21 protein-coding genes and 1 tRNA gene are annotated in these 26,410 nt (G+C 64.5%); 11 read left to right on the top strand and 11 right to left on the bottom strand.

Annotation, left to right across the window (positions count from 1 at the left end; genetic code table 11):
• Window positions 1–12: 12 nt before the first annotated feature.
• Entirely contained in the window at window positions 13–510 is a 498-nt protein-coding gene (locus DAD186_RS00805; RefSeq protein ID WP_065247103.1) for a nucleoside deaminase, read from the bottom strand.
• Window positions 511–580: 70 nt separating this feature from the next.
• Here DAD186_RS00805 and upp point away from each other — a divergent pair, with 70 nt between their 5' ends.
• From upp to DAD186_RS00770, 7 genes are all read left to right on the top strand, one after another.
• The gene (gene upp, locus DAD186_RS00800) at window positions 581–1,219 is read left to right on the top strand and encodes a uracil phosphoribosyltransferase (RefSeq protein WP_065247102.1); all 639 of its coding nucleotides are present in this window, start codon (window positions 581–583) and stop codon (window positions 1,217–1,219) included.
• A gap of 452 nt (window positions 1,220–1,671) precedes the next feature.
• On the top strand, window positions 1,672–2,394 hold the full coding sequence (locus DAD186_RS00795; protein ID WP_236886263.1) for a winged helix-turn-helix domain-containing protein: 723 nt from the start codon (window positions 1,672–1,674) through the stop codon (window positions 2,392–2,394).
• Between the two features lie 434 nt (window positions 2,395–2,828).
• Window positions 2,829–4,337, top strand: a complete 1,509-nt coding sequence (locus DAD186_RS00790) for a MinD/ParA family ATP-binding protein (protein ID WP_065247100.1) — start codon at window positions 2,829–2,831, stop codon at window positions 4,335–4,337.
• On the top strand, window positions 4,298–7,507 hold the full coding sequence (locus DAD186_RS00785) for a DEAD/DEAH box helicase (protein ID WP_082991007.1): 3,210 nt from the start codon (window positions 4,298–4,300) through the stop codon (window positions 7,505–7,507). Before DAD186_RS00790 ends, DAD186_RS00785 begins: the two co-directional genes overlap by 40 nt.
• On the top strand, window positions 7,504–8,271 hold the full coding sequence (locus DAD186_RS00780; protein WP_065247099.1) for an SWIM zinc finger family protein: 768 nt from the start codon (window positions 7,504–7,506) through the stop codon (window positions 8,269–8,271). Before DAD186_RS00785 ends, DAD186_RS00780 begins: the two co-directional genes overlap by 4 nt.
• Window positions 8,240–9,871, top strand: a complete 1,632-nt coding sequence (locus DAD186_RS00775; RefSeq protein WP_065247098.1) for a serine hydrolase domain-containing protein — start codon at window positions 8,240–8,242, stop codon at window positions 9,869–9,871. Before DAD186_RS00780 ends, DAD186_RS00775 begins: the two co-directional genes overlap by 32 nt.
• Window positions 9,872–9,876: 5 nt before the next feature.
• Window positions 9,877–10,707: a spermidine synthase gene (locus tag DAD186_RS00770; protein ID WP_065247097.1), complete on the top strand. Its 831-nt coding sequence runs from the start codon at window positions 9,877–9,879 to the stop codon at window positions 10,705–10,707.
• A gap of 12 nt (window positions 10,708–10,719) precedes the next feature.
• Here the strand turns inward: DAD186_RS00770 and DAD186_RS00765 are convergent, their stop codons facing one another.
• From DAD186_RS00765 to DAD186_RS00750, 4 genes are all read right to left on the bottom strand, one after another.
• Window positions 10,720–11,862 carry a protein kinase domain-containing protein gene (locus DAD186_RS00765; protein ID WP_065247096.1) on the bottom strand — a complete coding sequence of 381 codons (1,143 nt, stop codon included), beginning with the start codon at window positions 11,860–11,862 and terminating at the stop codon, window positions 10,720–10,722.
• Window positions 11,859–12,452, bottom strand: a complete 594-nt coding sequence (locus DAD186_RS10770) for a hypothetical protein (RefSeq protein ID WP_157457054.1) — start codon at window positions 12,450–12,452, stop codon at window positions 11,859–11,861. Before DAD186_RS10770 ends, DAD186_RS00765 begins: the two co-directional genes overlap by 4 nt.
• Window positions 12,453–12,458: 6 nt before the next feature.
• Window positions 12,459–13,814, bottom strand: coding sequence for a replicative DNA helicase (gene dnaB, locus DAD186_RS00755; RefSeq protein WP_065247094.1), 1,356 nt, complete (start codon window positions 13,812–13,814; stop codon window positions 12,459–12,461).
• Between the two features lie 72 nt (window positions 13,815–13,886).
• Entirely contained in the window at window positions 13,887–14,171 is a 285-nt protein-coding gene (locus DAD186_RS00750; protein WP_065247093.1) for a GNAT family N-acetyltransferase, read from the bottom strand.
• 432 nt (window positions 14,172–14,603) lie between these two features.
• Here DAD186_RS00750 and DAD186_RS10765 point away from each other — a divergent pair, with 432 nt between their 5' ends.
• Entirely contained in the window at window positions 14,604–16,760 is a 2,157-nt protein-coding gene (locus tag DAD186_RS10765) for an HNH endonuclease (RefSeq protein WP_065247092.1), read from the top strand.
• A gap of 3 nt (window positions 16,761–16,763) precedes the next feature.
• Here DAD186_RS10765 and DAD186_RS00740 read toward each other — a convergent pair.
• Window positions 16,764–17,980 (bottom strand): IS3 family transposase gene (locus tag DAD186_RS00740; RefSeq protein WP_157457048.1). Its coding sequence is split into 2 segments (ribosomal slippage): window positions 16,764–17,719 and window positions 17,719–17,980, totalling 1,218 coding nucleotides; the frame shifts between segments, so codons are not numbered across the junction.
• Between the two features lie 335 nt (window positions 17,981–18,315).
• On the opposite strand from DAD186_RS00740, the gene DAD186_RS00730 reads away from it, so the two are divergent.
• Entirely contained in the window at window positions 18,316–19,824 is a 1,509-nt protein-coding gene (locus DAD186_RS00730; protein WP_082991005.1) for a pyridoxal phosphate-dependent decarboxylase family protein, read from the top strand.
• Here the strand turns inward: DAD186_RS00730 and DAD186_RS00725 are convergent.
• From DAD186_RS00725 to DAD186_RS00715, 3 genes are all read right to left on the bottom strand, one after another.
• On the bottom strand, window positions 19,821–20,822 hold the full coding sequence (locus tag DAD186_RS00725) for a hypothetical protein (protein WP_065247091.1): 1,002 nt from the start codon (window positions 20,820–20,822) through the stop codon (window positions 19,821–19,823). The genes DAD186_RS00730 and DAD186_RS00725 overlap by 4 nt on opposite strands.
• A gap of 26 nt (window positions 20,823–20,848) precedes the next feature.
• Window positions 20,849–21,625 carry a DsbA family protein gene (locus DAD186_RS00720; protein ID WP_065247090.1) on the bottom strand — a complete coding sequence of 259 codons (777 nt, stop codon included), beginning with the start codon at window positions 21,623–21,625 and terminating at the stop codon, window positions 20,849–20,851.
• Between the two features lie 343 nt (window positions 21,626–21,968).
• Window positions 21,969–22,655: a GAP family protein gene (locus DAD186_RS00715; protein WP_065247089.1), complete on the bottom strand. Its 687-nt coding sequence runs from the start codon at window positions 22,653–22,655 to the stop codon at window positions 21,969–21,971.
• An 84-nt stretch (window positions 22,656–22,739) separates the two neighbouring features.
• Here DAD186_RS00715 and DAD186_RS00710 point away from each other — a divergent pair, with 84 nt between their 5' ends.
• Window positions 22,740–23,333 (top strand): TetR/AcrR family transcriptional regulator, encoded by a 594-nt coding sequence (locus tag DAD186_RS00710; RefSeq protein WP_065247088.1) that lies wholly within the window; start codon window positions 22,740–22,742, stop codon window positions 23,331–23,333.
• Window positions 23,334–23,528: 195 nt separating this feature from the next.
• Here the strand turns inward: DAD186_RS00710 and DAD186_RS00705 are convergent.
• Window positions 23,529–23,601 (bottom strand) — tRNA-Ala (locus tag DAD186_RS00705).
• A 120-nt stretch (window positions 23,602–23,721) separates the two neighbouring features.
• Here DAD186_RS00705 and DAD186_RS00700 point away from each other — a divergent pair.
• Complete coding sequence (locus DAD186_RS00700; RefSeq protein ID WP_065247087.1) at window positions 23,722–25,104, top strand: MATE family efflux transporter; 1,383 nt, start codon at window positions 23,722–23,724, stop codon at window positions 25,102–25,104.
• An 18-nt stretch (window positions 25,105–25,122) separates the two neighbouring features.
• Here the strand turns inward: DAD186_RS00700 and manA are convergent, their stop codons facing one another.
• On the bottom strand, window positions 25,123–26,322 hold the full coding sequence (gene manA / locus DAD186_RS00695) for a mannose-6-phosphate isomerase, class I (protein ID WP_065247086.1): 1,200 nt from the start codon (window positions 26,320–26,322) through the stop codon (window positions 25,123–25,125).
• Window positions 26,323–26,410 lie beyond the last annotated feature (88 nt).

Raw genomic sequence — 26,410 nt, 5'->3', positions numbered from 1 at the left:
GTACGGGACTTTTTACCCTTCGCGTAGCCCCTTGCGTCGTTCACGCAAGGCGCGAAAAAAATCGCGGAGCATATCGCCGCATTCTTCGGCTCTCACGCCCGTGGTGAGTTCCACTCGGTGATTGAGCCTCTCTTCACGAACGAGGTCGTAGAGCGACCCGGCCGCTCCCGCTTTGGGATCCATCGCGCCCACGACAAGGTGTTTGATGCGAGCAAGCACAATCGCACCCGCGCACATCGTGCAGGGCTCGAGGGTCACGGCGAGGGTACAGCCGCTCAGGTTCCAGCGCCCGCGCACGCGGGCCGCTTCGCGAAGGGCAAGGATTTCGGCGTGGGCGGTGGGGTCTTCATCCGCTTCCCGACGGTTGCCGGCGCTCGCGAGTAGCCTTCCCTCTTCGTCGTACACGGCGGCACCGATGGGAATGTCGCGGCGCGGTGGCGTCGAGGCGGTGCGCGCTTCGTTGATCGCGGGCTGCATGAGCTGGTCCAATTCGAGAACCGCGTGTGTCATGCGCGCCTCGCTTTCATGTTTGGGCCCTGTGGCCGCGCCGGATCGGCTTTCATCGTAATAGGCTGGCCTCATGCGCGTATTGAACATTGACCACCCGCTCGTTGCCCATAAGCTCACCGTCCTTCGCGATAAGAACACTCCGAGTTCCGTTTTCCGCCAGCTCGCCGATGAGCTCGTCACCCTCCTCGCGTACGAGGCGACTCGCAATGTCGCCGTTGCTCCCGCGGAGGTCGAGACCCCTGTCGCGACGACGGTTGGCCGTAAGCTCACGGATCCAAAGCCCATGGTTGTGCCGATTCTCCGCGCGGGCCTCGGCATGCTCGATGGCATCACTCGCTTGCTTCCCACGGCCGAGGTGGGCTTCCTCGGCATGGTGCGCAATGACGAAACCCTCGAGGTCACGACCTACGCAAACCGCCTCCCCGATGACCTCACGGGCCGCCAGTGCTTCGTGGTGGATCCGATGCTCGCCACGGGCCACACCCTCATCGCCTCCGTGAACTACTTGCTCGAAAAGGGCGCTCGCGACATCACGTGCGTCACTCTCCTCTCGGCCCCCGAGGGCATCGCCACGATGGAGCAGAAGCTCGATAAGAACGCCAACATTACGGTGGTGACCGCGGCGATCGACGAGAAACTCAACGAAAAGAACTACATCGTTCCGGGCCTCGGTGATGCGGGCGATCGCCTCTTCGGAGTCGTCGACTAAGCACCACTCTTCTCTTGTGCACGGCGCCGGCGCGGCGCGCGTTCCCCACGGGCTGAATCCCCCGAGTGTTTCAGTATGTGAACGCCCACTTGCGCCGGCGTCATTCATGTTTCACACTTGTGGCATGACATTCCATGCCGCATCGACCATCAACGAGGGGACCCGTTCGGTCTCCCGTTTCATGATGCGCGGCATGATGATGGACATGGCGATGTCCATGATGCAGGGTCAGCCGCGCCTCTAAGCGCACTGCAAAGAGCCGGCTGACAGGAGCCGGCCACTGGGCGTGGGCTCCAGGTGCCCACCGGGAGCACGCCTCGCACGCGAGTTCACTTCACTCCCCCGCGAGATCTCGGATTCCTCATCTTTTTGCGCCACGCGGCGCCGCATCCTGGAGAATCGCCATCACCGTTGCTTTTGATCGCCCCCTCGCTTCCACTTCGACCCGGACGGTGAGCGTGACGCTCACCGTTGAGCTTCCCGCTACGAGCCATCCGCGTGAGGTCACGCTTCTCGCGGATTCGCTGCGTGCCCACGCCCACTCGCTCGCCACCGCCAAAGGTGGAACCGCGCACGTGCAGGTGGCGTCGGAACCCGGACCCCGCCCCGCCCGTTTTACCGCCGTGCCCGGCCAGAGCGCGACCGCTTCGATCCCGCCGCGCCCCGCAGGCAAACCGCAAGCGCTGCGCCCGCGCAAAGCCGGAGTCGTGTCACCGAACGCTCCCGCGAGGCGCGATGCCGAAGCTGCGCGTTTGCGTCTGCTTCAGTCACGCTCGGTGAGTCCGGTAAGTGCTCCGGGGGCTGCGAGCGCGCTCAGCCCCGCGAGCCCATCACTTCCCGGGCGCCGGGGTGCCCGCCTCGCACAGCCCTCACTCGTGATCGACCTCTTTGGGCGCCGCGTACGGATCGACGGTGAGGACGTGGACCTCACGCATCGCGAATTCGAGCTATTGGCGTATCTTGCCCGCAAGGCGCGCTGCATCGTTTCGCGCGAAGAACTCATGAGCGAGGTGTGGAACTCGGCGGGCAGCGAGGCGGGCGAGCGCACCGTTGACGTGCATATTCGCCGTGTGCGCAACAAGCTGGGGCGCTACCGGAAGCTCATTTCGACCGTGCGAGGTTCGGGTTACCGGCTCGAGCTTGGGAGCGATGTCGCGCTTTTGGGAACGAAGTAGAGAGCCTGCGCAAGCACCGGGATTAACAGACGAACGGACCGGAGCGCGCACAGATGGGGCTCACGGTCCGTTCGCTGGCTCCGCGGGACGAAGGGGGGAGGTCCCTGCGGAGCGGCGATCGGGTTCGGGGGAACTGCCGATCGCCGGGCCGCACGCGCAAGGGGGTGAGCGCTGTGCGGCGGCTATGTTCCGGCACATGTGCCGTGCTTGTGCCGCTCATGCGACGCCGGAATGCCGCGGAGCGGGCAACGCCGGTACTCCAATTCTAAAACACATTGGGGTAAAAGTGAACTCAGATCGACGCCTCACGGCGGCGGGTTCTCCACGAGTGATTCACCTCGCCTCCCCTCGTTTAAGGTGGGGCCGTTACGATGGGGGGTCAGGGCGCGCAGGCGCCTTTAACCAGCATCCGCACATTCGCAGCGAGGACCTTCATGATTGCTCACGCACGCATCGTTTCGGCGAAGGACGCCACGATTCAGTTCGCCGACCGCGCCGAACGCATCGAAGGCGAGAGCAGGAACGAGGTGCGCACCGCCATCAAGCACGCCTTCGTCGCAGAAGCTCGTAAGCAGGACGGCCCGATCGATGTCGTCATTTTTGATGGCCCGGCAACCCACAATCTTCGCGTGGAACCCAACGGCCGGATCCAGCCGCGTGAGGCGGACTCACGCCCGCTGTATGCCTCGAATGCCGCGATGCCTGCCGCCGCAGGTCAAAAGCGAGGGCGTCATTCGGCGCTGAGTGCCACGAGCCCGGCTTCCGGGAACACCCCGCGACCCGCAAGCGCCTCCTCCCCTGGCTCCGCGAGCGCGGCCTCCGCCGCCGCTCTCGCCGATCTCCAGAAGCGCCTTGCCGCTGCGGAGGAACGCCCCGCTGCTGATTCCACGTCCTCTCCCGAGGCCCTCGATGGCACGCGTCGCGCAGGTGGCGACGAGCTCACCCCCTCCTCGACGGCACAGCCGCACGAGCCCGTTGTGGCACCGAAGCGCGAGCTTCCCAAGGACGACCTGCCGACGCTCGATGACCTACGCGCGGGCAACGACGCCCACCGCAAGCCGGTCGCCACGCGAGGCTTCAACAAGTTCATCCGCCAGGCCACCTTCGGTCTCATTAAGCCCGGGCCCGGCCGCGCCGAGCGCCTCGAACTCGATCAGATTGAGCGGATCCGTAAGCGGCTTGACGCACCGAAGAACATCGCGGTCGTGAACCTCAAGGGCGGCGCCCACAAAACCACGAGCGTGCTCATGCTCGCCGCGACCCTCGGCATGTTCCGCGGGGGAAGCGTGCTCGCGTGGGACAACAACGAAACGCGAGGCACCCTCGGCTGGCGCGGCATCCCGAGCGAGCACCACCTCACGGCCCTCGATCTTCTCCACAACCTCGATCACTTCGCGGGCACGGATGCGCGCGTGGCTGACCTCGATAAATACGTGCGCCCGCAAGGCGACATGAACTTCGACATTCTTGCTTCCGATGAGGATCCGGGCTCGGCCGCGTCGATCGATGGCGATGCTTTCAATCGCCTCAACGACACGCTCTCGCGCTTCTACCGCATCAAGGTCGTGGACACCGGCAATAACGTGCGCGCCTCGAACTGGCTCGCCGCTGTCGAAGGCGCCGATCAGCTCGTGATCGTCTCGACGGTTCGAGAGGACACCTTCAACGCCGCGGCGTGGATGATCGATGAACTGCGCATGACGGGCCACAAGAAACAGGTCGAGAACGCGGTGACGATCCTGTCGCACTCCTCGCGCGGCAAGATCGACCGCGTGCTGCGCAAGCGTCTCCTTCACCACTTCGGCGCTCACACGCGCGCCGTGCTCGAAGTTCCGTTCGAGCCGCACTTCGTGGATGGCGGAAGCCTCGAATGGGCCAAGCTCTCGAAGGAGACGCGCGAGGCGTGGATGAGCGCAACCGCGACGGTCGCCGACGGCCTCTGAGCACCACGGGCACCCACGAGGCGGAGCCGAGGCCCGCTCTCGCGTATCGTTCGTGCACGCTCCACCTTCACGCTGATACCGCCCTCGGCGTGAGCCTGTGGGCCCACGTGACCGACTCCGAGCGCCGCGCGCATACGCTCGACGCTCTCGAACCTGCACTCACGGCGCTTTCTCCCGACAGCGGTCGACCCGCGCCACTTGCCCCGATCGGGGCGTGGCTCGCGCGGCCCATGCGTCACGTGATCGAGGTCGAGCTCCTTGGCCGCCGCACCCGCGTGCGCACCCTCGCGCTTGAAAGCGCGCACCTCGCTGAGCTCACCACGGCTCTGCGCGCACGCATCGCTCACCTCGCACGCACGTCGGCAACGCCGAGAGATACGAGCACGGAGGGCATCACCCGCCTCATCGGTGAGCTCGCCGCGGCCGGTCGCCCACTCGACCTCGGTGAGGGAATCCTCCTCGCGCCCGAAACCCTCGCGGTCCTCAATCTCGATTCACACGCGAGAGAAATTGTCGACCGACGTGACGTCGTTCCCGGGCCCGAGAGCGCCCACGACACTTCTCGCGTGCGCTGGCGCCTCGCCCCGGGTCTCGCGGTGGGCACTTCCCCCGTTCATCCCGCGCTCGAACACCTCGTCGATGCCCACGCACGCGTCGCTTTCACGCGCTTGCGCAAGGAACGCGAACGGGCGGGAAAGCTCCCGGGCGCCGAGGAACTCGCGGCCCTCGACCCCGTGGGCGCGGCGCTCCTCGATGCCCTCGACACCAGCGACACGCTCCTCGCGCTCGACACCGTCAGCGACCGCCGCGTGCGTAAAACCCTCGATTCCTTCGTGGATTCGGCGCTCGCCGGAGTTCTCTTGAGCGAGAGGCAGCCACGCCTCACGGTGCGCGTGCGCGAGGCGCAACAGAAGGGGTACGACGCCGGCTCGGCAACCGTCGGACTCCGTGTGTACTCCAGTGCCGCCCGCTGGCAGGTCGAGGTGTGCCTCACCGAAACGTCGGGCCGCGTGCACCTGCTCGGGGAACTCGTGAACGCGGGCGACCTGACGAGCGTAGGTGCGCTCGAGCATGCCTCCCACGTGCGCCGCCTTTCTCCGACGCTTGCGGCGATCCACGCCGAGCCGGGCGGGCTCACGTGGAACCTCTCCACGAAGGAGCTTTCGCGCTTCCTCACCGATGACGCGGCCGTGCTCGAGACCGAAGGGATCGCGGTCATGCTGCCGCGCGAGTGGACGAAGCAGCGCGTGAGCGTGGTCGCGACGGTGGCAACGCCGCAGGAGGACCCCGAGAATCGCCCCACAAAGTCGGTGGGACTCTCGGGTGCGATGGCGTCGTTCGAGTTTGGCATCGCCGTCGGCGAGTCGATGCTGAGCCCCGAGGAACTCGAGGAACTCCTCGAGGAGCAGCGCGAGCTCGTGAACATTCGCGGGCAGTGGGTGCGCCTCGATTCCTCGACGCTCCGTGCCGCGACGGCATTCCTCCAGGGCGCGCGCCGGGTGGCGGCGGCAAACCCTCGCGAGAGGGAACGTGAGGCGCTCACCGACGTGCAGTTTCGCGGCCTCCTCACGGAGAGTGGCCTCGAGGATCTCGACCTGAGCGTCGAGGCCGCGACGAACAACGGCGACGAGCTGCTGTTTGGCACCGATAAGGTTTCCGTTCCCGCGCTCCCCGCCCCCCGCACGCTCAAGGCGACGCTTCGCCCCTATCAAAAGCGCGGCCTCGACTGGCTCACGTTCCTCGATTCGCGCGGCCTCGGCGGGATCCTCGCCGACGACATGGGCCTCGGCAAAACGATGCAGGTTCTCGCGTTCCTCGCGCGCGAACGCGAGAAGCTCCCCCAGATCGGCCCCACGCTTCTCGTGTGTCCCATGTCGGTCCTCGGTAGCTGGCAGCGCGAGGCTGAGCGCTGGCTCCCCAGCCTCGACGTCCACATCCACCACGGCCCCGATCGACTCCACGGCGAGGCGTTCCGCGAGCGCGCTCGCGCTTCCCACCTCACCCTCACGACCTATGCACTCGTTGCACGCGATTTCGACGATCTCGCCTCCGCGACGTTCCACCGCGTAATCCTCGACGAAGCGCAACACGTCAAGAATCACGACACCGGCGTCACGCAAGCCGTCAAGGCCCTTCCCGAGGGGCGGCGGCTTGCTCTCACGGGCACGCCCGTCGAGAACGACCTCACGGATCTCCACTCGATCCTCTCGATCACAACGCCGGGGCTGCTGCCGAGCGAGGCCGCGTTTAGGGAGAGGTTCGTCAAGCCGATCAACGAGGGCAACCGGGCCGTGCAGGAACGCTTGAGTCTGGTGACGCGCCCCTTCATCCTGCGGCGCGTCAAGACTGATCGCAGCATCATTTCGGATCTTCCCGACAAGCGCGAGGAGCGCGAGCTCGTCAACATCACCGAGGAGCAGGCCGGGCTGTACAAGGCGCTCGTCGAGGACATGACGAAAGAGCTCGAGCAGCTCGCAAAAGTTTCTGACCCTCTCGCCCGCGACCGCCGGCGCCGCACGATCGTGAGCACCACGATCATGAAAATGAAGCAGGTCCTCGGGCATCCCGCGCACTTCCTCGGCGACGGCTCACCCCTGCTGGATGCCACTGGCGAGCACAGAAGCGGAAAGCTTGAGCGGCTCGATACGATCCTCGGTTCTGTCGTCGCGAGCGGCGAGAAGGCCCTCATTTTCACGCAGTTCACGGCGTTTGCCCCCACGATGCTCGAGCACTGGGAAAAAACATTCGGCATTCGCGTGCCGTTCCTCCACGGCGGAATCTCGAAGGCCGAGCGCGACGAGATGGTGCGCGAGTTCCAGAACTCCCCCGGCATGCCCGGGGCGATGCTGCTTTCGCTCCGCGCAGGCGGCACCGGCATCACCCTCACGGCCGCCAATCACGTGATCCACCTCGATCGCTGGTGGAACCCCGCCGTCGAAAACCAGGCCACCGACCGCGCCTTCCGCATCGGCCAAACCCGAGACGTTTCCGTCCACAAGCTCATCTCGATCGGAACGATCGAGGAGAAGATCGACGATGTGCTGCGCTCAAAACTCGAGCTCGCAGAACACACCGTCCGCTCCGGCGAAGGCTGGCTCACGGAACTCAGCAATGAGAAACTCGCCGAGATCGTCTCGCTCGGCGACGCGCGGAAGGACAGACGCCCATGAGCATCGAGATGGCCTCGAAGCGCGGCGCGATCGGCGAAAGCTTCCTCGCGACCGAGTTTCTCGCCCGCGCCGAGGTGCAGCTCGGCCGCACGCGACTCGCGGCCGGTAAGCGCCTCGCGCGCGCGGGCGCCGTCCAATGGCTCGACGTGACGCTCGGGCACGTGAAGGCTGAGGTCTCCGCCGCGATCGACGGGACGCTCACCCATCCGCAACTCGACTTCGGGCCGCGCCTGCCTCACGACATCGACGCCCTCGTCGCGCGCGCCGCGCGCGACCCACACGAGATCCTCGCCGTGCTCGCGGGCACCTACGACAACGCCGACGAACGCGCCCTCGACCGCGAAGGCCTCTCCCTCCTCCCGAGCGCCGAACTTCCCCTCTCCTTCGGCTGCACGTGCCTGCGCTGGCCCGACGTGTGCGAACACGTGTGGGCGCTCGCCGTCGCCTTCACCGAGCACATCGACCGGGCGCCGGCGGATTACCTTGCGCTTCTGGGGTTGGACGTGGAGAGGCTTCACCTCACGGAAGGAGTGTCCGACGCTCCCCCGGCAACCGTCGGACCAGATCCCCACGTGGAGACCCGCACCCGTTTTGATCCCGCGCGGCTCGAGTCCGAGATACTGGTGAGAGCAATGAGCGAAGAGTCCGCGGCTCTCGTGGCCGCGTTCTACGCTGAAGCACAAAGAGGCGGCGACGTGCCGCACATCGAGACGAAAGGACGGGGCCAGGGCGATGGCTCACGAGCTGACACAGGAGACGATTGACGCCGTCGCGGCGATTTTTGACAAGGCTGTCGCGGGGCACCGCATGGCGGGTGTCGCGTGGGGCATTGCGTCGGGCGGCGAGGTGCTCGCCTCGGGTGGTGCGGGTTCGAGCGCGCTCGTGGGCGGCGAAAGGGCCGAGGGTGCCTTCACGCCTCGCGTCGATTCAATCTCGCGCATTGCGTCGATGACGAAGTCGTTCACGGCCGCGACGATCCTCGCTCTTCGTGACGAGGGGAAGCTGCGCCTCGATGACCCGATCGCGACCTACGTTCCTGTCGCCGCGCACATCGGATCGTTGAGCGAGGATTCCCCCGCCCTCACGCTTCGCCACGCGCTCACGATGTCGGCTGGCTTCGTGACGGATAACCCGTGGGGTGACCGGCAGGAGTCGATGAGCACCGACGAGTTCGATGAATACATCGCCGGTGGTCTCTCGCTCATCGCCGAACCCGGCTGCGGATTCGAATACTCGAATACCGGTTTCGTTCTCCTTGGACGCGTGATCGACGAGGTCACGGGCGTGAGCTTCCGCGACGAGATTCGCCGTCGTTTTATCGATCCTCTCGGGATGAAGGACACGGTGTTCTCGCTCGCCGAGATGACCGATGACCAGCGCTCGCGCGTGCTCACGGGTCACCGCGTGGGCGACGGGGAGGGCGCGAAGCGCTTTGAAGAGGTCGATTTCGACACTCCGGGCGCCTTCGGCGCAATGGCGGGACTCTTCTCGACCGTCGCCGACGTCGCAAAGTGGACGGCGTTCCTCGCTGAAGTGGGCGTGCATGGCGCCGACGGCATCAACGACGACTCGCGCGCGATGCTCTCGCCGGCTTCGCGCCGCGAAATGCAGGAGATTCACCGCATCCAAAAGTGGCCGGTTCTCGAGGATGGAAACGGTTTCGGTCGCGTTCGCGGCTACGGCTACGGCCTCGTCGTCGAGAAATTCCCGAAGCTCGGCGATGTCATCTCCCACTCCGGTGGGTATCCGGGCTACGGCTCGTACATGGTGTGGCTGCGCGGCACGGGCCTGACCGTGATCGCCCTCGCGAACTCCAAGTACGCGCCCGCGATCCCCTGCTCGCTCGACGCGCTCGAGGCGATCCGCACCCACCAGCCCGAGCTCGTCGAAGCGCCAAAGCGTGAACTCGCGCCCACCACGCGCGACGCCCTCGAGAGGGCTCTCGCGTGGCTGCGCGACGTCGAGCTCGAGGGCCAGCCGACGACCCTCGTGCCGAGCGGCTCGGCGCGCACCGTGCTCGCGAACCGCGCCGAGCAGGGCGTGAGCGAGGAAAGCGACCCGCTTCTCGCGCTGTTTGCGACCAACATGGATCAGGACGTCTCGCGCGCCGAACGCGTGCGTCTGCGTGACGCGGCCCTGCGGATCGCCGGCCTCGACCGCGCCGACCTCACGCTCGAGAAGGCTGCGAGCCTGAAGGTGCTTTCACCGTTCCAAGCGGTGTGCACGTTCGAGGGCGAAAGCGGGAAGGTCCTCATCGACCTGCTTATGGATCCGCGCAAGAACTCCCAGATCCAGGCGCTCAACATCAAGGGTGAATCGAAAGACAAGGGTGAGGCCTCGGGCGCCGCACCCATCGGAATCTGAGCCTCATGCCGCACATCCACCTCGAGGTGAGCGACCTCGATGCCGCCCTGGTCGACGATCTCGACTGGGGCGGCACGATCCTCACGATCGGCGGGCACGAGCAGTCTCACGTCAATCCCGCCGATCCGCGAGAGATCCGCTACGAGTACTTGAGGCGCATCGCGAACGTTCTTGACGAAGGATTCGAGGCGGGCGCGCCGATCACCATTCTCCACCTCGGCGCGGGCGCGCTCACACTCGCGCGGTACGTGCAGGCCACGCGCCCGGGAAGCATGCAGCTCGCGGTCGACATCGAACCCCGCCTCGTCACGTTCGTGCTCGAGAACCTGCCTCTTCCAGCGGGCACGCGCCTCGAGCACCGCGTGGGCGATGCCCTCGCACAGGTGCGTGCACTCTCGCAAGAGCACGCGGGCTCCGCCTCCGCCTCGAGCGGCGAGGTCCGACGGTTCCACGCCGCCGTCCTCGATGTGTTCAGCGGGAAGGAGACCGCGCCTCACCTCGCAACGGCTGACTTTTACGGCGCCGCACTCGACGTGCTCGACGCGGAAGCTGAAGATCCGGGAGTGCTCCTCGTCAACATCGGCGACGACGAGCCCCAACGCTTCCTCGACGCGCAGGCGCGAGAGCTTCACGCCGCGTGCGCCGAGCGGGGCTACCCCGAGCCCTGGATCCTCACCGATACTCACGTCGCGCACTCCCGTGCGACGGGCAACTCGATTCTCGTGGCGGGCCCCCTCACGGCTCGCGAGGATTTTGTGCAGATTGCCTCGCGCGTACGAGCCTTAGGGCCCCATCCCGCTGTCGTGGAGCCGTGGCGGGACGTCCTCGGCGCTTAGCTCCGCCGCGCTTTACAGGAAGCCAATGAGCGTGAGCGAGGCGAAGGCGCCAGCGCCGATCGCGATCGTCATGCCCGCGATGATCGCGGCCCACCCCACGAGAGTCATCCGGTCATAGCTGCGCGCACGCTCACCCAGCCCGCGCTTTCCGGTGCGAATATCGACGTCGTGCTCATCCGGGCTCGACGGCACGAGTGAAACCGCGGGAGGCATCCGTGGTTCGGGCGGATCGAACGGCGCCTCGACGTCATCCACTTCTTCGATAATCGCGGCGCTTGGGGGCCGCTGCGGCACGGGCGACGGCACCGGCTCAACGGTGGGCGGCTCCCCCTCGTACGGATCGAAATCCTCCGGAATATCCGGCATGAGGTCCACAATTTCTAGCGGGGAACCGTCGGAAAGAAGAGCCGAGGAACCGGGCTCCACGCTCGGGATCTGCGCGAGGGCCTCCCGCGCGCTCGGGCGCTCGTCGGAGCTCTCGGCGAGCATCGCGGAAAGCGTGCGCGCAAGCGCGGGGGAAAGATGTGCAGGAACCGTGGTGTCGTTGAGCGCGGAAGGACCGACGAGCGCGAACAGGATCGACGCGGCGAGGGCGTAGACATCACTCGCGGCCGTATCGACGCTTCCCAAAACAACCTCGGGCGCGCGGAAGTTCTCCACGGTCGCGGCGTCGAGAACGGGAAACTCCGCGGCTTCGTGGGCGGGGATCGCAGCGCTCATGCCTGCGAGAACGCTAAACACGGGCGGGCGATCCTCGCGGAACATGATCGTGTCGGCACCCACGCGGCGGTGCACCCAGCCTGCCTCATGCATCGTGGCGAGAGCCTCGAGCATTTGCGTGAGAACTGCAAGAGCTGCTGATTCCCCGAGTGTGCCACGAAGGCTTACGACCTCCGCGAGTGAGCCGCCGGAGACGAGAGGCATCGCGATGAGCGACTCGTGCTCGCTCAGCGCATACGGTCGAAGGAGGTGTTCGTGGGCAAAGGCGCCGTCGGAATCTTCGAGTATCCGCCTCGCCGGGACCAACTGCCCGGCACCCAGAATCTTGAGCGCGCACTGATCCTCACGCTCGCAATCCCATGCACGCCAGACCTCACCCGTGCCCGAGTAGGCGATGACATCGATCGGGATGAAACGCTTGCTTCGCGCGCTCACAGTCCCCCCTGTCCCCGCGTTCGCACGCGTCCTAACAGGGTCTGGAGATCCTCGAGCCTGCGCTCCCACCACGACTCGGGCTTCACGCGCTCCCACAGCTCATCGAGCTCGGGCGCGAGATGCCACACGTGAAAATCCGCGCCCGAATCCGCGGGTGGGCGCGCGGCGCTGGCGAAAATCCGCGCGAGAGCCTCGCCAGTGCGATCGAGCTGAAACTCGACACCCGTGACCGCCGGGTATTGGGCCTCGCGAGCCGCTTCGAGCGCGTACTCCCACGCGGGTGCGAGGTGTTCCTCGAGTCCCTGCACCGAGGCGAGTGGGGCGGGTATGCCTCGATGGGCGACCCACACGCCACGAATGTCAAGCACCGCATCCACGCGGCACAGCTGCTCACCGTCGGCCCCGGCCGCGCTCACGTACACGAGGTTGCGCAGTGCATCCGCGGGCGTCAGGGGGGACACGAATCGGGCGAGCGGTTCCGCGATTGTCGCAGGCAAAGATCGGCGAAGCGGTGCAGGCTCAGCGCCCGCCAGCTCATTCCCGCTCAGCGACACGTCCTCACCTCCGAGTTCGTCCATCAGTGTCGACATGGTTCGCTACTGCGCCATGTCCTTGAAACGCGAGTAATGCCCCTCGAACGCCACGGGAATGGTCTTCGTTGCGCCGTTGCGGTGCTTCGCGACGATGAGGTCCGCCTCGCCCGCGCGGGCCGATTCCTTCTCGTAGTAGTCCTCGCGGTGGATGAGAACGATGAGGTCCGCATCCTGCTCAATCGAGCCGGATTCGCGAAGGTCACTCATCATGGGCTTTTTATCGGTGCGCTGTTCGTTCCCGCGGTTGAGCTGCGAAATCGCGATCACGGGCACCTCGATCTCCTTCGCGAGGAGCTTGAGCGCACGCGAGAATTCCGAAACCTCCTGCTGGCGCGATTCGACGCGCTTACCGGAGCTCATGAGCTGCAGGTAGTCGATCACGACCAGTTTGAGATCCGCCTTCTGCTTGAGGCGACGGCACTTCGCGCGAATCTCCATGAGGGTCATGTTCGCCGAATCGTCGATATACAGCGGCGCATCCATGAAGCGAGTCGTGGCGCGCGCAAGGCGCTCCCAGTCCTGATCATCCACCGTGCCGTCGCGAAGGCGGCTCATCGGCACCTGCGCTTCGGCAGCCATGATGCGCATCATGATCTCTTGGCGGTCCATTTCCAGGGAGAAAATGGCCGACGCCATCCCGTTGTGGATCGCGGCGCTCCTCATCACGTCCATGCCGAGAGTCGTCTTACCCATCGCAGGGCGCCCCGCGAAGATGATCATCTGCCCGGAATGCAGGCCCTGGGTCAGCTCATCGAACTCCGCGAATCCCGTGGGCACGCCGTTGACCTGCCCGCCTCTGGACTGGAGCATCTCGATGAAGTCCATCGTCGGCTCAATCACTTCGGAAAGCTTCACGTAGTCCTCGGACTTCGTGCGGTCCGTGACCGAGTACACCTGCGCCTGCGCTTCGTTGACGGCGGCATCAACCTCGCCGCCATCCGCGGCGAAACCAAGCTGCACGATGCGCGTGCCAGCCTCGACGAGCCTACGGAGCGTGGCCCGCTCCGCGACGATCTCGGCATAGAACCCCGCGTTGGCGGCCGTCGGAACCGCATCGATCAAATCGGCGAGGTACGGGGCTCCGCCAACCTTCTCGAGGTTGCCCTTCTCACGCAGCGCATCGGCGACCGTCACGAAGTCGGCCGGCTCCCCGCGACCGTAAAGGTCGATGATCGCCTCGTAAATGAGTTCGTGCGCGGGGCGGTAAAAGTCGTTGCTGCGGAGCTTCTCGACGACGTCGGCGATCGCATCCTTCGACAGCATCATGCCGCCAAGAACGCCCTGCTCAGCACCTAGATCCTGCGGCGGGAGGCGGTCCATCCCCTGATCGGGACCCGGCTCCAAAAGGGCGCTCGACATACGACCTCCTCAAGTCTCGGTGTGGCTGCCCCGAGGCAGGGCATGAATGCCCCAGAATCCTACCGCGAAGCGCTACTCGGCAACGAGGTCGCGCGCTTCCGGGTTCTTCTCAAGCCATCCCTGCACGTAGGGGCACACGGGACGAACCTTCACGCCGTGACGGCGCGCATGTTCGAACGCCGCGGCGGTCACCTCGCCCGCGATGCCTCGCCCGCGAAACTCCGGATCCGTCACGACATGCGTGGCGACGAACACGGCGCCATCGCTCTCGCGGTCGTATTCGAGGTAACCAGCCTCCACGCCACCTTCCGTGGCGCTGAAGCGCTGTTGGTCAGAAAAATGAGTCACGGTAGCCATGCCTCAAGTGTCGCAGGAACGTGAGGGTTGCGAAAGTTTTTTTGGGTCATCAGGTCGGGGCATCTCGAGGGATGGGCCTTGCTCGCTTGGCCCGTCCGGTTCCGACGCTTGCCGGGCAACCGTCGGACTCTCAGTTCTGGAGAGGTTGTCCACATTCGCCAATCCGTCCGCTGTTGACGGAGTTTTGTTGTCGCGGTGTTTTATGCGGTGGCTCGTGCTCCACAATCTGCTTTTATCCACAAATATTTCAGGTTTTTCACACGCTACGGTTTCGCGGTTTTCAGTTATCCACATCCCCTGCCTATTCGAGGGTTCTTTTTCGGGATTGGTCGAGTTTAAATGTCTCACCCCCTTTATAGGCTCGAGGTATCAATATCGAACACAAAGCTCTCAAGATTGAGGGCCCTCATTGGGGAAGGAGGAAACAAAATCATGACCGCGACAGTCACCGAGCACAACGCCACCACTTCACGCGCTTCAATTGTCGCGAGCTTGGATGCCCCGACCCGCACGGACGTGCTGAACCTTCTCCTTGCCCGCTCCGAGGGTTGGCAGGCCTCGCTGACGGGCATGCTCGAAGCCTTCCCCACGGCACTCACATCCAATAATTCCCATGCCGCCGCTCCGGCTCACCCGGCAACGACGCCCGCGCGTGTCCTTGACGGTCCGGATCTCCTTATCCGCCTGGACGTGCTGGAGTCGTTGACTCGGATCGCCGAACTAACCGAAGCAGTCAAAGCGCACATTCTCACCGAGCTCGACGAGACCGACGGGATCGGCCACCTCTCCAGCAAAGAGATCGCTACCAACACCACCAGTGCCCCCTCCCGCACGGAGCCTTGCGAGCGTTCTGCCGCCGCTGCCGCTGCCCAGAGCACGAGCGAGGATGCTGCCGGGGTTGATCCGTCTGCGGGCCTAGATTCCCTCAGTGACAAGGATCGGGCACGAGTGTTCGCTGTGCGGCGGGCTCTCGCGCATGAGGTGTCGTTGATCCTCAAACAATCCCCTTACGCGACGAGCGTCGAGATTGCCCGCGCACGAATGCTCACGAAGAATCTGCCGACGCTCCTTTCGAACCTTGAACAAGGCCGCATCTCCATCAACGAAACCCACGCGATCACGAACAGCCTGCGCGATGCCACAAGCACCCACGCACAGATGTTGGATGCGCCGATTGCACGGGAGTTGGAACGCTCCCCACACGCCGGAAAATCCCACTGGCGCAACTACACCAGTACCGCCCTCCTGTCTCTTGATCCTCAAACCGCGCTGGAGCGGGAAAAGAAAGCGTTCACCACACGCCGCCTCACGTTGAGAACCTTACGCAACGGCATGAGCAGCCTCACCCTCACCCTGCGCACCCTCGACGCCACACGCATCCACGACCTGCTCACCCACCACGCCGCCCGCGCCTACAACACCCTCAACCAACACGAAATCACCACCGCCAAACGCAAAGTCCACAACCACGCCCAACACACCACCACCAAACTCCACTCGCTCCTCGAAAACGGCGACTTCACCCTCCACCACCTCACAAACACCCCACACACCCCCGAAAGCTTCAACGCTTTCAACCGCACACCAGGAGCCTTCCTCAATCAGGCCACTCATCCCAGATCGCTTGACCATTTCGAACAGGAAAAAACAGGCGACGCTTCCCGCAAGAAAGCACACGAATTCAAAACCATGCTTGAACGGGAAAATCTCCACCTCAAAATTTTAGAAACCAAAGACGGAACACACGACGTGACCGTAGAGCCACGTGGTGGGGCATGGCGAGGCCACTACCAAAAACCCGCGCACACGAAAAACAACCTCGCTATCGACATCCTCGTCGAGACCCTCCTCAACACACGCCCCAACCACCCCACCACACAGCTCGCACCACCCAGCACCGCCCCAGGCATCACCCTCGACCCCTGGACACCACTACCCCACCCCCACACCAACAACGGGAACCTCACCCACAACACCAGCAACGCCAGGCAAACAGACCCGCTACCAGACACTCCACCCCCACCACAAACACCACCAACAGAAACACACAGAGAAACCGAAACCACCCCAACCGAACCCGAGACCACCACCTTGCAGGTTCGGGGATCAGAGCGCGCCCGCAGGTTCGAAATCGGGCTACTCGTGCCCGTCAACCCCGATACCTCAACCGCCTACATCCCCGACGCCGGCCCCATCACCGCGAAAGCCGGATTCGACTACCTGAACGAACTGCTCGACAACGACGTCCTCGTCAAATACAAAAGGATCTTCACGAGCGCCACCACCGGTGAAATCCTCGCCATGGACTCCCGCTCCAGACTCTTCCCCAAAGCCCTCGCCGAACTCGTTCGCCTCAGAGACCGCACCTGCCGCGGCCCCTACTGCGACGCCCCCATCACCCACATCGACCACATCCAACGCCACGCCCAAGGAGGACCCACCACACTCACCAACGCCCAAGGCCTCTGCGCTCGCTGCAACCTCGCAAAAGAAGCCCTCACCGTCACACTCGCCAACACAGAAACCACCGCAAGCACAAGCACCATTGGGGTTACCCGCAAATCGTGGACACGTAGTGGAGCTACCTAGTGGTTAGGCAGCTATTCCTTTTCTGCTAGTGATTAGACCAATTTGGTTCTCAAAGTCGACGGGGCTGACCATACCGAGTGCGGAATGTCGGCGTCGACGGTTGTAGACGACTTCAATCCAGTAGGCAACGGCCTTGCGTGCAGCATCACGGGTCGTCCAGCGCTTACGGTCGTAGAACTCGGTTTTAAGCGTCGACCAGAACGACTCAGCCATCGCGTTATCGAAGCACACACCAGTACGCCCCACGGACTGAGCAATGCTCAGGCTGCGGCAAACCTCCCAGAGCTGCTCGCTAGTGAATTGAGCTCCGCGGTCAGCGTGAAACACCAGCCCATCAGGAACGTCACCACGCAACGTGTGCGCCATCCGCAGGGCTCGCTCGACCAGGGAAGTATCTTGAACGCTATCCATAGCCCAGCCCAGCACCCGGCGGGAATGGCCATCGCGGACCGCGCACAAGTACAACCAGCCTTCACCGGTGCGCAAGTAGGTAATATCTGACATCCACACCCGGTTGAGCTCACCAGTATCAAACATGCGCTTGACCAGGTCAGGAAGCGTGGACTTACGCTTAGCTTGAATCGTTGTCACCGGGACAAAGGCCCGCGGTGAAATCCCCTCAATCCCCATCATGCACATCCGTTTAGCCACAGTCTTACGGTTAAGCGCAATGTGGTAGCGCTCGGCAAGTTCTGCGGTGATCCGCGGCGCACCATAAACCTCATCGGAGTCTTTCCAAATCCGGTGAATCTTGCGGTCAACATCATCGTAAAATGCTGCACGATCATCTTCGCCCGATAGTCGCTTCTGCTGCGTATGGGCCCATTTGTAGTATCCAGACCGAGACACTTTTAAAAGCCGTGCCATGCGCTTGATGCTGTAGTTCGCCTTCTCCTGCTGCATCAATTCGAACTTTTCTGCTCGCGTTGCTTCGCAGCGAAGAAGGCTGTCGCTTTTGACAAAAACTCGTTATCCATCTTGGCTTCAGCCAGCTCCCGACGAAGACGAGCATTCTCAGCACGAAGATCAGCCTCGCTCATCCCATCTGATGCTCCTCGGCGCTCACGCTCGAGTTTGACCCACCGGCCTAAAAGCCCGGCGGACACACCAATCTTCTTAGCCACATGAGCAATCGGACGCCGCGACTCTATTACCAGGTTCGCGGCTTCACGCCGATACTCCGGCGTGTACTTCTTGCGCTGTTGACTCACAATGAACATCCTCTCCTACGGACACAAGATCCGCACTAATAGGGTGTCCACTAAACGAGGGTAACCTCACCATTTGGACCACGCAGAGCGGGCGCACCTACACCAGCGCCACACCCAGATACGACAGTTAGGCAACCTGAAAAACACGGGGAAGAACGCTCGCGACAGAATCGAGCGCCTGAGGAAGCGGCCGTGCGGCCATAAGCGGCACGCCGCCATGAGCGCGAGGACACCAACGCCAATTGTGGAGATTGTCCGAGGGGCGGGAAGCGTCCCGTGTTGAAGAACGACGAGGCGCAGCTGACCTGAGGCAGCTCCGGGCTGCCGCACCTAAAATTGAGAGCGTGAGCACTAACGAACAGAAGAATGAGCTTCAACAGGACGCGGGCGAGCGTCGGAACGACAACCCGGATGCCAACGCACCCGCTGAATCCCCCTCCACCGCCTACGCCACCCGACGCCCCAGCCGCATGCTGTCGAGCGTGTGGGGGGATGAGCAGCACGCCGTCGAGGCCGCACAGAAGTGGGCGCGCGAGCACACGGCTCTCGCCCATGACCCGAAGGCGACGGCACGCTCCGCAGCCGAGCTTGACGAAGCCGTCAAGGCGCTGGCGGGCGACATGATCACCGAAGAGGGCATCGGCGCCGATCGAGCCCTCGAGATCTACGAAAACATTCTCATCCCTGCGACCCGCGCCGCCGATGACCCCATGAACCTCGCCTACATCCCCGGCGCCCCCACGCGCGCGGCCGTTGCCTTCGACAACGTCGTGAGCGCCGCCAACGTGTTCGGTGGCGTGTGGGAGGCCGGCGCCGGCGCGATCTGGGCCGAAAACCAGGTACTGCGCTGGCTTATGGATCTCCTCGGCTGGCCCGAAGAATCCGCTGGCGCCTTCGTCTCGGGCGGCACAAGCGGCAACCTTTCGGCGCTCGCGACGGCCCGCGAGAAAGCCCGCGAGGAATGGGCCGCCCGCGGCGTGTTCATGGACGGCCGCCCCACAACGGGCTTCAAGGTCGCGTGCGCGAGCAGCGCCCACTCGTCGATCCGCAGCGCGGCGCGCCTTCTCGACGTCGAAGTCGTCACCGTTCCCGTCGATGAGCGCGGCCACCTGAGCGGTCCGAATCTCGCGCGTGCCCTCGACGAGAACCCGGGCGTGTTCGCAGTCGTCGCCTCGGGCGGCACAACTAACGCGGGCATCGTTGACGACATCCGTTCCGTGGTCGAAGTCGCTCACGCACGCGGCGTGTGGGTCCACATCGATGGCGCTTACGGTGGCGCCGCCCTCGCTGCCCCGAGCGCCCGCCCGCGCTTCGACGGCATCGAACAAGCCGATTCCTTCATCGTCGACCCCCACAAATGGCTCTTCGCCCCATACGATTGCTGCGCCCTCGTGTACCGGGACCCGAGCCCCGCCTACCGCGCGCATTCTCAGCACGCCGAATACTTGGATTCGATCGTGAGGTCCGACGCTAACCCGAGCGACCTCGCGGCCCACCTCTCACGACGCACCCGCGGTCTCCCGCTGTGGTATTCGCTGCTGACGCACGGCACGGCGAAGTATTCCGAGGCGATCGAGAAGTGCCTTTCGACCTCGCGCGCGGTGCGCCGCGGCATCGACGACATTGACCACCTCGAAATGGTCATCGAACCCGAGCTGAGCGTTCTCGTGTTCCGCCGCCCCGGCTGGACCGACGAGCAGTATCACGAGTGGTCGCAGCGCATGGCCCGCGACGGCGTGATCCTGTGCATCCCCACCAAGCACGGCGGCGAAACGGTGCTGCGACTTGTCTTCGTCAACCCCGACACGGAAGCGGACCGCGTGATCGCAGTCTTGCGCGACACGATGGCTTAGCTCGCGAGAGCCTCGAACTCAGCAAGAACTGCATCGTCCGCATCGCCCGCAGCGCGAGCGCGTGCCATTCGACGTCGCATCGCCTCAATCTCGTTCGCTGCGGCTCGGTCCCGGCCATCGGCTCGCATGTGTGCGAGCACGTGCGCGCGGGCCTGAAGTGCCGAAATCGTCGCATCGCGCCGCAACTCGGGAGTGCTATCGAGGTCGTCGGCGACACGTTCGGCAAGGCCTGCGAGCTCAGCGTGCGCGGCAACTTCAGCCCGCTCCCGCCCCATCATGCCGAGCGCTTGCGCCCGGATCCGCTCGCCGTGCCACTGCCCTGCGAGGTCGCCTGCGCGATCCGCAAGAATCTTCGCGCGATTAACGGGAATCAACGCCTCCTCCGGAATACCGAGAGCGAGGCGTGCAATCGCGATCGACGACCACGCATGGAAGCGCACATGCGAAGCCTCGACGTTCGGCGCAAGCTCCGCCACAACGGCAAGAGGTCGCTCCACCGCCTCTCCGCGCTCAGCCACGAGTGCCGCGCGCACGAGGGTAAGGCCCAGTTCAACGGCAACGTCGGGAACACGGGCCACGGCGTCGTTCTCCCCCGAGGCTTCACACCACGCGAACGCCTCTGCTGCGGCATCGTAGGCATCCGTCGGACCAAATGCGCGTGCCCGCCGACCCCCGCCTGCGCCGCCCGGGTCCACTGCCGAGAGCGCAAAGCGCTGCAGCAAGGCGGCGCGAAGGTACTGGTCAGGGCCCGAAAACCCCGGGGCGGAAGCGGATCTTTCTAGGGCGGCATGGCAGAGCGCTGCCGAGGGCGCCTCGGGCGCAGTCACGAGCTCGACCAGGTGCCTTTCGAGAGAATCCGACGCTTGCCCCGCACACCACGCGTCCACGCGTGCACGCCGCTCGCGCGCGAAGGCTCGACGATTGGCAACCGCAAAAAGCGGCACGTGCCACGTGAAAAGCGAGCCGACATCACCCTCGTGCGCGGCTCGCTTTTCCATGACTGAAGGGTATCAATCGGGAATTTTTACTTCTTTGCCTTCGCGGCAATCGCCTTCACGAGATCGACCTTGAGCGTTCCCGGCTGCTCGCCGTCGCCCATCCACTCCTCGCCGTCGATATACACGGTCGGGGTGCCAACCTGGCGTTCCTGGCCGACCTCTTCGATAGTCGCGACGTAGTCGCGGTACTTCTCGTCGAGAACTGCCTTCTTGACCTCTTCGCTCGCACCGGCCTTGACGGCTGCCTCGGCCACCTCCGCGGTGTCGGGCGTGTGATCCTCGGGCGATTCCGGCTGAAGGGCGAACATCGCCTCGTTCATGTCCCAGAACAGCTTCGGATCCTCGACCCACGAGGCGACGACAGCGCTCGCCGTATCGTTCGAGAAGCTGAGGCCGGTGCGCATGTCGAGCATCGGGCGCGGGTAGACGCGGTAGTTGATGTAGCCCTTCTCGACGAGTTCGCGAATGTCCTTATCCTGCGCCTCGGCAAAGAGCTTGCAGTGAGGGCAGCGGTAGTCAACGAGCAACTCGACGACCGGCCCCTCGGAATCGGGGTTGAACTCGAGGTAGGGCTTCGATTCGTCGAACGGCACGCTAACGGCAGCGCTCTGCGTGGGCTCGGGCAGAGCGGGGGTGGCGTCGGAAGCGCCAGAATCCGACGCTTGCTTGCCTTCCTTGCTCCCGGAGTTTCCGCATGCGGCCAGGAGCACGGCAGCGGTTGCGCCTCCCGCGGCAAGCGCGGCGCGGCGGGTCGTGACAAGGCGGCTGAGGGCCGATTCGTGTGAAGTCTTGGGACTGGTCATGGAGCTATTGTGACGCCTTCCGTTGAAGAAGCCTCGGGACCCATGGGAACTGAGACGAAAATCGTGAAAAGTGTTCACGATGTGAGCGGCAGGCCACGGGCGGTGGAACACGGGCGCCGGACCTAGCCGCCCTCGCCTCTCCTTTTCGAAAGTGGTGAAAAACGACCCCCAGCAGTCGAATTCTCGGGTCTAGAGGCGATTTTTCACCACTTTCAAGGCGCCCGGAGATGAAGGGGAAGATGCGGGGAGGGTGTCGGTTGCAGGAGAAGGTGCGGGACGCCATGGGCAGCGGGGAAACTGTGCGGCCCTAGAAATTAGTCAACGCGCGGCCGGTTCGACCACGTCACATGCGCGACAGAGCACCGAAGCTGTTCACGGCGATGATGATGCCGGCGATCGCGGCGATCCACAACAGTGTGACCTTGGCCTCGTATTCAAGGCGGGGTTGCCAGCGCGTCAGGGTGCGGGTGATGGTGGGTCCCATGATGCGCGCCAGCACGCCAGCAATGAGTGCGGGCACGATCATGACGATGCAGTACCCGGCCATGATGAGTGCCTTCACGGTAAAGGGCAAGTCGAAGGATTCGACGATGCCGACGGCGGCAAGGTAGGGCAGCATCGTGGCGGCTTCGATGACGCAAGCCCCCAGCGCAAGGCTCACCATCGCCTCTGGAGCGGATGCGATGGTCTGCAACTTGGTCATCTGCGGACTGTCGTCGCCGGTGTGATCGCGCTGTTTCGGGGTGGGGGCCAGAATGCCGTACGCGGCAAGGAGGATACCGACGATGAGCATGACAATGGTGAAACCTCTGCTCTTACTCGCTTCGGCCATGAAGGAGGAGAGTGCTGTGAACCCGAGCAGCAGCGTCATCCCGAGCCCAAAGTAAGCGATCAAGATCGTCAGCAAATACGTCCCAAACAGGCGAGGCTTCAGCCCACGCCAGACGATGATGAGCCCCAGTGGGATGACGAGCGTGCCCACACTCAGCGAATCGACGAGGGCGAGCCCCACCAGCGAAAGGAGCGACATACAACTAACCTTCTCGTACGAACGTATTACGTAGTACAATCGTATGAATAAGTCCCGCGTTTGTCAAGGAAACGAGCATCCACTATGGACATCACGCGCGATCACCGCTTCAGCCATGCAGCTGCACACATCGCTGACGCCGCGCTCACCGTTCTCGTCCGCGACGGCTTCGATGCCCTCAGCGTCCGCACTGTCGCCGCACAGGCCAACGTCGCTCCCGGCACCGTGCAGTACCACATGGGTACCCGCGATGAACTAATCGCGAAAGCCTTCGTTCGGTCCATTCAGCGTCAGGTCCACCGCGCCGAGGAAGCGCGGCAACGCGCCACTCCAGCAACCTCCTTGGTCGAGGTACTCGCTGAGTTACTCCCCATCGGCCCGGAACAGCGCGAAGATGCGGCCACCTGGGTAATCATCGGCGCCGCCGCCTCAACGCGGGAGTGGCTCGCAGCGCTCTACACCGCGGAGCTGAACTTCTTTCAGGAACAAACCGCGGCAGCCCTCGATATCGCCGCGCGATCGGGTCAGTTGCGGGAGGGCATCACCCCGGCCCGCGGCGCCCGCATTGTCACCGCCCTCGTCAACGGGCTCACGCTCGACAGCCTGAACAACCCGGACGCGACTCGCAACGCCATCATCGCGGACCTCGAAGCGGGCCTGGCGCTGCTGCGCCGGTGACGCCACATAAAACCCGCAGGGGCCGCCGTGACAGGTGGCGCTGGCCGGACCAGTTAGTTTTTGCACGGAAACAAACCAAACGGAGTCGAGCACTTTTCAAGATGTGTAACAAGATGTGTAGCAACTCGCCGCTTCAGTTTGGATAAAGAGAACCCCCACCGGGTGTTTGTCCTGGTGGAGGTCGCTTTGTTTCAGTGGAGCTAAGGGGAATCGAACCCCTGACCTTTTCATTGCGAACGAAACGCTCTACCAACTGAGCTATAGCCCCTGAACCGGATCCACTTTACCGCACGAAGCAGCGCTCATCGAATTGAGGCCGTGACTTCCTCGTCACGTTTGGCGCGCCTGGCGCTCGAGTGGACGCGGATGCGCACCGTAGCATCGACGCGTGAGTTCTTCTGCCCCCACCGATTCGCCTCAGCCCCGAACCGATGCGCGCGCAATCCTTGCACTTGCGATTCCCGCCCTCGGCGCTCTCGTTGCCGAACCGCTGTTTATTCTCGTGGATTCGGCGTTCGTGGGGCACGTGTCCACGGCGGCTCTCGCCGGCCTCTCGATCGCCTCGACGATCCTCACGACGGTCGTGGGCCTCGCAATTTTCCTCGCGTACTCGACGACCGCGGCGGTCGCGCGGGCTGTGGGCGCTGGGAACATGACTCGCGCCCTCACGAAGGGCATCGATGCCACGTGGCTCGCCGCCCTCATTGGCCTCGGGTGCGCACTCGTGCTGGGCTTCGGCGCGGACGTCGTGATCGGGCTTTTCGGGCCTCGCGCCGAGGTCGCCCACGAGGCGGCCACCTACCTGCGCATTTCCACTGCGGGCCTTCCAGCGATGCTCATGATCCAGGCGGCCCTCGGGCTCGTGCGAGGTCTCCAGGACACGCGCATCACGCTCATCATCGCGGGCGTGGGCGCGGTGCTCAATGTGCCCATCAACTGGGCGCTGATCTTCGGCCTTGATCTCGGTATCGCGGGCTCCGCGATCGGCACGCTCATCTGCCAGTGGGGCATGGCGGCGTGGTACATCGGGATCATTGTGCGCGGAGCCCAACGCCGCTCGGTAAGCCTCGCCCCGAACTTCTCGGGCGTGAGCTCCGCGTGGAAAGAAGGGCGCTGGCTGTTCATCCGCTCGGTCACGATGCGCGTCGTGCTCCTCACGGCCACGGCTATCGCGATCAAGCTCGGCGAGGTCACGCTCGCCGCGCATCAACTCATGAACTCCGTTTTCTCCCTCACGGCCCTCGCCCTCGATTCCCTCGCGATCGCGGCGCAAGCCCTCACCGGCAAGCATCTCGGGGCGGGCGACCGCAAGAGCGTCGAGTCCGTGACGCGTACGCTCGTGCGCTGGTCTTTCGTCGGCGGGCTCGCCGTCGCCACCGTGCTCCTTCTTGCGTCGTTCGTGCTCCCCCAGGTGTTTACGCCCGACCCCGCGGTGCAGCGCTCGCTCACGTGGGCACTCGTGGTTTTGCTCGTCGCGCAGCCACTCGCCGGGTACGTTTTTGTGCTCGACGGGGTGTACATGGGCGCGGGCGACGCCCGCTATCTTGGGCTCGCCGGGCTCGTCACGATGGGTGCGTATCTCCCGTTTGCCCTCGGGCTCTGGTGGGTGTCCGACGCCGGCCTACTTCCCGCCGATTCCCCGTTCGCACTGGCGCTTCTGTGGGCGATCTTCACCTTCGTGTTCCTGGCCTCGCGCGCCGCGACGCTCTGGTGGCGCGGCCGAAGTGACGCGTGGATGCACCTTGGAGAACACGGGGGCGCTGAGGCGTAGGCAAGCGTCGGAACTGGCCTACGGCACGCCCGCTTGCACGAGCCGGCCGTGCCCACGCACCGTGAGCGCGCCTTCGTGAGCGGCGATGAACACGGCCTCGCCGCGCTCAAGTGTGTCGCTGCCCGCGGAAGTGTCGAGCACGAGGGGCCCGTCGAGGCACACGACGATGCGCGGGCCCGTGCCCACGAAAGTTTGGGCCGAGGAGTCATCGCCCGCCTCACTCGTGAACGTCGAGAGCTCGAAATCGTCGATTGGGGCGAAGTACGCGCTCGTGGCGTCGTTGAGGCGCTCTGGCGCGATACGAATCGGCGGGGCGGCGCTCACGGACACGCATTGCAGAAGTTCGTCGGCGTCCACCTTCTTCGGGGTGATGCCTGCGCGTAGCACGTTGTCGCTCGAGGCCATGATTTCGACCGCGAAGCCGCTCAGGTAGGAGTGGAGGGCGCCTGCCGGAACGAACATCGCCTCGCCCGGCTTGAGCGATACGGGGTTGAGCAAGAGGGTCGCGGCAACGCCCGGGTCGCCGGGGTATTTCTCGTTGAGGAGGGCGACGGCGCGGTCGATGCGTGGCGAGGGCGAGGTGCGTGCCCGCAGGCGCACGGCGCATTCCTCGGCGAGCGCGACGATCTCGCCCGGATCGGGGCGCATCGTGGGGGCCACCAGCATGCGGAACGCTGCCCGCATACCGTGCGCGCTCGGCTGGGCCTCAAGCAAGGCGAGTATGCGCTTCGCGAGCGGAGCCTCGAGCCCCTCGAGAATCGAAGCGGCCTTGCGCGGGGTGCGGAAGCCGCACAGCGCCTCAAAGGGTTCGAGGGCGAGCACCATCTCGGGCTTATGGTTTGCATCGCGGTAGTTGCGCTCGGGCGAATCGAGCGCGAGGCCCGCGGCGTTTTCGGCGGCAAAGCATTCGCGCGCATGCTCTCGCGTGGGGTGCACCTGGAGTGAGAGAGGCTCCTTAGGAGCGATGAGCTTGAGGAGGAACGGGAGGGCGTTTCCAAAGGCACGCGTGACAGGTTCGCCGAGCATGCTCTCCGGGTGATGGGCAATCGCTTCGTTGAGGGCCTCGCCACTTGCCGTGAGAGTTGCGGGCGCAAGCGGGTGGGCGCCGAACCACAGTTCCGCCCACGGGGTGCCGTCAGCCTCAACCGAAAGGAATTCAGGCAGGTGCGTGGGCGAGCCCCACGCATAGCGCTGGAGATGGCCGCTGAGTCGCCGCATCCGGTGCCTCCCGAGTGAACCTGTTACGAGAATCAATCCTAGACGTAGCACACACCCCATAAGAAACCCTTTGGAGGCCTGTAGACTC

The sequence above is a fragment of the Dermabacter vaginalis genome (assembly GCF_001678905.1).
GTDB classification, from domain to species: domain Bacteria; phylum Actinomycetota; class Actinomycetes; order Actinomycetales; family Dermabacteraceae; genus Dermabacter; species Dermabacter vaginalis.
The sequence above is the reverse complement of the archived record's forward strand: the minus strand, read 5'-3'. Positions and strand labels throughout refer to the sequence as shown.